Source organism: Mycobacterium sp. 852002-53434_SCH5985345 (assembly GCF_001667155.1).
Classification (GTDB): Bacteria; Actinomycetota; Actinomycetes; order Mycobacteriales; family Mycobacteriaceae; genus Mycobacterium.
This window is the reverse complement of record NZ_LZIE01000078.1, coordinates 1-644: the sequence shown is the minus strand read 5'-3', so window position 1 is coordinate 644 and position 644 is coordinate 1. Positions and strand designations below refer to the sequence as shown.

General features: G+C 69.4%; 1 protein-coding gene. It reads left to right on the top strand.

Going from position 1 to position 644, the window contains the following annotated elements:
• Positions 1-644: cutinase family protein (locus A5756_RS20450; RefSeq protein WP_232005371.1), on the top strand; the 644-nt coding region annotated here is incomplete at both ends.

Below are 644 nucleotides of genomic sequence, written 5' to 3'. Positions count from 1 at the left end.
GGCCTCGGCGCGTCGGCGCTCGCCGGTTCGGTCATCCCCTCCGCCGCCGCCCAGTGTCCGGACGTGCAGGTGGTGTTTGCCCGCGGCACCGGTGAAGCCCCCGGCGTCGGCCCCACCGGACAGGCCTTCGTCGACGCCCTGCACTCACGCGTCGGCGCCAAGTCCTTCGACGTCTACCCGGTCAACTACCCCGCCAGCGACCAATGGGACACCGGCGTCGACGGCATCAGAGACGCCGCGGGCCATATCAATTCGATGGCCCACGACTGCCCCAACACCAGAATGGTGCTCGGCGGCTACTCCCAGGGCGCGGCCGTGATGGGCTTTGTCACCTCACCCTCGGTCCCCGACGGCGTCGACCCCAACACCGTGCCCAAACCCCTGGACCCCTCGGTGGCCAGCCACGTCTCCTCGGTCGTGCTCTTCGGCATGCCCAACGTGCGCGCCATGAACTTCCTCGGCGAACCCCCCGTCGTCATCGGCCCGGCCTACCAGGACAAGACCGTCAAGGTCTGCGCCACCGAAGACCCGGTCTGCTCCGACGGCATGAACTTCGCCGCCCACAACACCTACGCCGACGACGGCGCCATGATCGACAAGGGCGTCGCCTTCGCCTCCAGCCACCTCGACGCGGGAACCGCTGG